Annotated in this window: 7 protein-coding genes; 4 read left to right on the top strand and 3 right to left on the bottom strand. The window is 61.8% G+C overall.

Annotated features, from left to right (window positions below):
* Positions 1–797, bottom strand: a 797-nt coding sequence (locus tag AC1DVA_RS25905; protein WP_476807776.1) for an ABC transporter substrate-binding protein, incomplete at its 3' end; no start/stop codon positions are given.
* Between the two features lie 146 nt (positions 798–943).
* Here AC1DVA_RS25905 and AC1DVA_RS25900 point away from each other — a divergent pair.
* Together AC1DVA_RS25900 and AC1DVA_RS25895 are read left to right on the top strand one after the other, a co-directional pair.
* Positions 944–1,837, top strand: a complete 894-nt coding sequence (locus AC1DVA_RS25900) for a LysR family transcriptional regulator (RefSeq protein ID WP_476807775.1) — start codon at positions 944–946, stop codon at positions 1,835–1,837.
* 168 nt (positions 1,838–2,005) lie between these two features.
* Positions 2,006–2,215: a cold-shock protein gene (locus AC1DVA_RS25895; RefSeq protein WP_265055430.1), complete on the top strand. Its 210-nt coding sequence runs from the start codon at positions 2,006–2,008 to the stop codon at positions 2,213–2,215.
* A gap of 290 nt (positions 2,216–2,505) precedes the next feature.
* Here AC1DVA_RS25895 and AC1DVA_RS25890 read toward each other — a convergent pair whose 3' ends face one another.
* On the bottom strand, positions 2,506–2,736 hold the full coding sequence (locus AC1DVA_RS25890) for a hypothetical protein (protein ID WP_476807774.1): 231 nt from the start codon (positions 2,734–2,736) through the stop codon (positions 2,506–2,508).
* Positions 2,737–3,228: 492 nt separating this feature from the next.
* Here AC1DVA_RS25890 and ligD point away from each other — a divergent pair, with 492 nt between their 5' ends.
* Both ligD and AC1DVA_RS25880 read left to right on the top strand, forming a co-directional pair.
* Positions 3,229–4,143 (top strand): non-homologous end-joining DNA ligase, encoded by a 915-nt coding sequence (ligD, locus tag AC1DVA_RS25885; RefSeq protein ID WP_265055373.1) that lies wholly within the window; start codon positions 3,229–3,231, stop codon positions 4,141–4,143.
* Between the two features lie 136 nt (positions 4,144–4,279).
* The gene (locus tag AC1DVA_RS25880; protein ID WP_265055441.1) at positions 4,280–4,807 is read left to right on the top strand and encodes a hypothetical protein; all 528 of its coding nucleotides are present in this window, start codon (positions 4,280–4,282) and stop codon (positions 4,805–4,807) included.
* A gap of 511 nt (positions 4,808–5,318) precedes the next feature.
* On the opposite strand, the gene AC1DVA_RS25875 is transcribed toward AC1DVA_RS25880, so the two are convergent.
* Positions 5,319–5,858: hypothetical protein (locus AC1DVA_RS25875; RefSeq protein ID WP_476807773.1), on the bottom strand; the 540-nt coding region annotated here is incomplete at its 5' end.

Raw genomic sequence — 5,858 nt, 5'->3', positions numbered from 1 at the left:
GTCTTGAGGCGGTTGAATTCACGCGCCGGCGGCGCGCTGATGATGTCGACCTGGTTGGTCAGGAGATAGGCGACGCGCGTCGCATCCTCCGGGATCATCTTGACGACGAGACGGTCCCAAGCCGGCAGGCCCTTGCGCCAGTAATTCGGATTCTTCTTGAAGCTGATATAGTCGTTGGGCTTCCACTCCTCGAACATGCCGAAGCCGGTGCCCATGCCGACGGGCTTGGACTTGAAATAGTCGTCGCCATGCTCCTTGCGCGAGCCGGCGGGGAAGACGCCCATGTATTTCGTCAGGAAGTAGACCCACTGGCCATAGGGCTCGGACAGTTCGACCTGGACCTTGAGCGGATCGAGCACCGTCACCTTGGCGATCTTGGTGAAGAGCGGCCGGCGCAGCGCCTTGTTGTTGGCGTCGAGCAGGTAGTCGAACGAGTATTTCACGTCCTCGGCCGTCATTTTCTTGCCGTTGTGGAACGTGACGTCGTCGCGCAGTTCGAAGGTGTAGGTCTTCTTGTCGGCCGAGATCGTCGGCAGGGCCTTGGCAAGCTGCGGCTTCAGCACGCCATCGACATCGAACTCGACGAGGTTCTCGAAGACGGTCTGGCCCAGCACCATCGCGTCATGATTGAGCTGGTTGATCGGGTCGATGGTGATCGGATTGCTCGGCAGGACGATCGTCAGCGTCTTTCCGGCGTTCGGCTGGGCGTGGAGCAGGCTGGACGGCAACAGCGCGGCCAGCGCGCCACCGGCACTCGCTGTTAGAAATTGTCGGCGATCCGTCGGTAGATTGACCATCGAACATCCCCTTTTGGCTGGCAAAGCCTTGGCAGTGCGCATCGTCGGACGTGGCGCTCAACGGGGGGAAGCGTAACACCCGCGCAAAGACCAATGAAAATAAGAACTCTTGGCGTCTCGATAGCCGCCCACTATCGTCTTTGCCCATGCGCTACACCTTCGGTCAGGCCGAGGCATTCTATTGGGTGGCCCGGCTCGGAGGGTTCCGCCCCGCCGCAACGCATCTCAATCTCGCCCAGCCCACCGTTAGCCTGCGCGTCAAGGAGCTGGAGCGCATCCTCGGCGGAGAGTTGTTCGACCGCGCGCTGTACCGGCCGGTGCCGACGACGTTGGGCAGCGCGATCTATGCCGATGTCGAGCGCATGCTCGCCCACGCCGATCAGGTCCAGCGCCGCTCGAAGGACGCGCTGCCGGGTCGCGGCCTGCTGCGCATCGGCGCCGCCGACTCGTTTGCGGCGCTGATCCTGCCGGATCTGCTGGCGGCGTTGGCGGCTCGCCACGCGGCCTTGCAGGTCGACGTCACCGTGGATTTCAGCACGCGGCTGGAACAGCTCCTGCTCGATCGCTCGATCGATATCGCGTTCCTGTCGCAGCCGCGMGCGCATGAGGGCATCACCATCGTGCCGCTCTGGCTGATCGATCTCGTCTGGGTCATCGGCAAGGACCTGCCCTTCGACGGCGATGTCGCCACGCCGGAGAATCTCGTCGATCTGCCGATCTTTACCAATAGCTCGCCCTCGGGCCTGTTCACCACGATCCAGATGTGGTTCGGCACGAAAGGGCTCAAACCCCACCGCATGAACACCTGCAATCCGCTGACTGTGATCGCCAGGCTCGCCAATGCCGGCACCGGCGCGGCCCTGATCCCGCGCGAGATGATCAGGGTCTCGGGCGACGACCTTGCCCTGCGTGTGCTCGAGACCAGGCCGCCGATCCCGTCCCACAATCTCTGCGCGATGTGGTGGGACAATGAATCCGCCGCCGAATGYGGCTATCTGGCCGATCTCGCGCGCGAGATCTCGACAAAAGCTGAGCTGTGAATGGTGCATTGCGACCTCGCCCCTTCCAATCGCAGAGCGCCCGTACCCGAACTTCAGGAAGTCTTAGGGGGGAGATTGACGGGCTTGCGTCTCCTCCCAGGCACCTGAGGGGTTGCGTCAGAACGCGCCGGCATTGAAAATGCTGCGTCTTACTAGGAGTAATCTGCGATGGCGACCGGTACTGTGAAATGGTTCAATGCGACGAAGGGATTTGGCTTCATCCAGCCGGATCAAGGCGGGCAGGATGTCTTTGTGCATATTAGTACCGTGGAGCGAGCGGGTCTGCGCGAGCTGCGCGATGGTCAGAAGGTGTCGTTCGAGCTTGCCCAGGACAAGCGCTCAGGTCGCACCTCGGCAGATCAGCTTCAAACCCTCTGATCGCCCAGCCAACGATGTCGAGGCCGCACTCCGCCAGCAACTCCTAGACATCGCGATAGCTCAAGGCGAACCGCAGATAGAGCCACAAGGCGTGCCTGATAATCTCGCGCGCGAACTGGTGACGGGCGTAGGAAATCGGCTGCATGCCCCCTACCCTAACCTGCCAGGTTCAAATCGCCCATTCCCGTGACAATGCCCTTCATTCTACTGCCGATCAGGAAGCGAGCTGCGGATGTACCGGTAGCACCGATCGAGCGGTAATCCACGACAGGGCGCCAGCAGGGCAAAACTCAGCCCCTTGGGCCGCGTTCGTTCGGCTTCTTCACGGCGGTGTCACTATCAAGTTCGTCGAGGGAAACCGCTTCGCCATCGTCGTGGGTTTCCTCCCAGCGATCCACCGCGGCCAGCAGGAGTTCGTACTCGGGGGGAGCCGGGCTACCGGGTTCGATCTTGCCGATTGCGTCGAGCCGGCGTGCAGCGTCGCGATACTCGTCTATGTTCTTCAGGAACAGCTTTCTCACCGAACAACCTCGTCGTGGCGCGGACTTTCAGCGCCAACGACGGGCGCGTCCCAACAGTTCCGACGCGGAACGATTCTATCGTCCGGCCGTGGCTGCCAATCCGGAGCGCCATGCGTTGAGCCCCTTCAACGACGTCGTCGATATCAGGCGACTGGCTATAGAGGGCCCGTCCCATCGCGGAAGGCCAATCTGGGCCAATACGCCAAACTGTTAGGGTCCGAACAATCTGCCGGATTACCTCCAGAGGGCGAAAGAATAGCACTCCCTACTTTAGTTCAGACCCCGTAAAAGGAGGTTTAGACCACTGCAGCGGAACGAAACATTCCGCCCGTCTTTTACAACTCTGTTAGTTGCGGAGGTTGTATAATGTGTGACTGTCGGGCTGTCAGAGGCGCGCCTGCAGCGGATATCGTCCAAGACCCGCTCGCGCGGCGGCGGGAAGCCGAGCGCGATCAATTTGTGGACCCGATGCCGGAACGCGTTGAGCCTTGTTTGGCGCTGCTCCAAAGCAAACCTCCAGCCGGCAACGACTGGGCTTTTGAGGTGAAGTGGGACGGCTACCGGCTCGCCGTCCATATCGGGCCTGGCAAGAAGGTGCAGATCATCACCCGAGGCGGCCACGACTGGACCAATCGCTTTCCGACTATCGCAAACGATGCGCTTGAGTTCGGCCTGGACAGCGCCATCCTCGATGGCGAGGCGGTCATGCTCGACGAGCGCGGCGCTTCCGACTTTGGCGCCCTGCAGAAGGCCCTTGGCGGGCGGGGCGGCAAGCGATCGGCTGCGAGCGCGATGCTCTACGCGTTCGACCTGCTCTATCTCAACGGCCGTGATTTGCGCGCGCTCCGCCTCGATGAGCGCCGGGCGATGCTGGAGGGTGTACTCGCCTACCAGCCGCATGGCTCGATCCGGCCCAGCAAGGAAATCAAGACGGAAGGCGCTCCGTTTCTTGAGCTCGCAGGTGAGTTCGGCCTGGAAGGAATCATCGCGAAACGCCGCTCGGCTCCGTATCGCTCGGGGCGCGGCGGCGACTGGCTAAAGGTGAAGTGTGTGCAGTCGGAAAGCTTTGTTATCGTGGGTTATGAACCGTCCACCGCTGCGCTCGGCGGCATCGGTCGATTGGTGCTGGCTGCTCGCAAGGACGGAGCGTTGGTCCATGTCGGGGGCGTCGGTACCGGCTTCAGCCACGCCAGCGCGACGGCACTCCGCAAGCAAATGGACGAGCTCGTTATCCCGAAGCCGGCGCTCAGCGTGAAGGGAAGTCGCCAGGCCTATCGCTGGCTCACGCCAGCTCTGGTCGCAGAGGTCGAGTTCCGAGCGTGGACAGACGATGGCAAGCTGCGGCATGCATCGTACAAGGGCCTGCGCGAAGATGCCGAGGCGGCTGAGGTCACTGAGCTGCCCTGAAGCCTGATGGGGCTTACCCACGTCCTTTCCTTGTCACGGCCTATTTCTGCGGAGGTGCCGGCTCGTCAGCTCTTCTCAGCGTGCCTTCGCCGAAACCGTACGATGGCGCCTCTTCGATTTCGCATCTGCCGATCACATGGTGCGCGTCGTCCGGGCCGCGCACGCGGTAATGCTGCTCACCATTACAGTTCGGCAAAAGCTGGATGATCTCGAAAGGGCCAGGGCGGAGCGCACCGGCAAAATTTCGCTGGAGATCGACAAAATCACCTATTTGGTATTCCGTCTCCATCACGATTTTTTCCGTCTGCCCTCAGACTTAGGTCAGGCGCTCCGGACAGGCGCTGAGGGGAGCGCCAACGCCCTTCATCGAGCGAATCCTTATAGACCTTCACGGCGTCCGCGAAACCGCCATCTCGCGCTCTTCGTCGCTGTTGTTGGTGAATCCCATCCGATCTGGGGCCTGGTCCAAAGCGGCGCTCAGTTCGTCTTCGCGTCGTATCACCAATCGGCTCATGGGCGATTAATGGGCTCAGTAAAGCTTCGTTCCGCTCCGAGTTCCCAGCAATCTGATGTGCTCGACATGGGCGGCCCAACCTTCGTCGCCGATGTAGGTCAGGTGGATTTGCGGAAGGCCGGGAGGCAGGCGTCGCGAGTTTCAGCCTGACCATCTGTTGGTGTCACCTGGCGGACGCCGTTGGCGTGCCCCCCGCGTGCATTTGAATGACCCACATCCAATAGGGAGGCTCGGCGCCCGGGCCTTGTTGCTAAACAATCGTGCCGACGTAGAGCCCTGGTGAAAGATGGTCCAGAAATCGTCGTCATCCTGGGGGCGTGGATAGTCGTTGTAAGTGCGACGGCGGGTTCGCTCCGGCCTCATAGCACCCTGGTGTGCTCTTCGAATTCCTCCGGGATCGCGCCTTGGCGCGGCTGCCCGGGCACTTCTCGCAAGGGGCGCGACCTGTCCGAGATGCCGAATAACCAATGAAACCGCCCTCGCTCCATATCGTGGCGCGCGGGTGAAGAAAGACGGCGGCGACCCGGAAGTTGATCGCGGCCGGCGCAGGCCTCGCTGCTCTGAGGTATTGCCGAGCCCCTGTCAGCCACCCATAGACCCCGACGAACACCAGAGCCATGACCGCAATGGTGATGGTAAAGCCGTTGGCGCGGGTCACGGGCTACTTGCCCTGCGCCCGGATGGCTTTAATCGCCGCAGCCTTCTCACAGATGTATCCGTTCTCATCGAGAGACGGGCAGTTGCGTATGGCTTGCTCTGCCGCATCGAGGGCGGCTTCAGCGGCTAGGGCGCGGGCTTCGGCTGCTTTCAATCCAACTTCATTGCGGTCAGCCTCAATCGCAAGCCTCGTGCTCTCGAAATCTAACCGCTCCTTCTCCGCCTGAATCGGGGCGAAGACGGCAAGGGTGGCGCGGGCCGTTTTGCGATACTGGTTCTTGAACTCGTGCGTCAGGACATCCCACGGCTTGTTGCGTGACTTGCTGTGGTAAATTGCCTGCGCCACGTCCTCCTCGCTCGGCATAGTGGCAGGGACGGCGGACCGGTTAGCGGTCATCCCGGGGCGCCGAAGCCATGAACCGTGCGCCCATTGCTGCCGATATCCGCACACGGGGCAGACCCATCCGTCGTTCGTCGCGACAAGTTGCCCGAGGTCACCGCCCTGCTCAGCTTGATAAGCCCGATGCGCGTCGTCGGTTCGGTC

It is taken from the genome of Allobosea sp. P4_C6, from assembly GCF_056402015.1.
This window is presented reverse-complemented; position numbering and strand designations above follow the sequence as displayed.

Bases quoted from the DNA above. Each gene is read 5' to 3' on its own strand.
- AC1DVA_RS25895 (WP_265055430.1), top strand. From the start codon at position 2,006: ATGGCGACCGGTACTGTGAAATGGTTCAATGCGACGAAGGGATTTGGC.
- AC1DVA_RS25880 (WP_265055441.1), top strand. From the start codon at position 4,280: ATGGTGCGCGTCGTCCGGGCCGCGCACGCGGTAATGCTGCTCACCATT.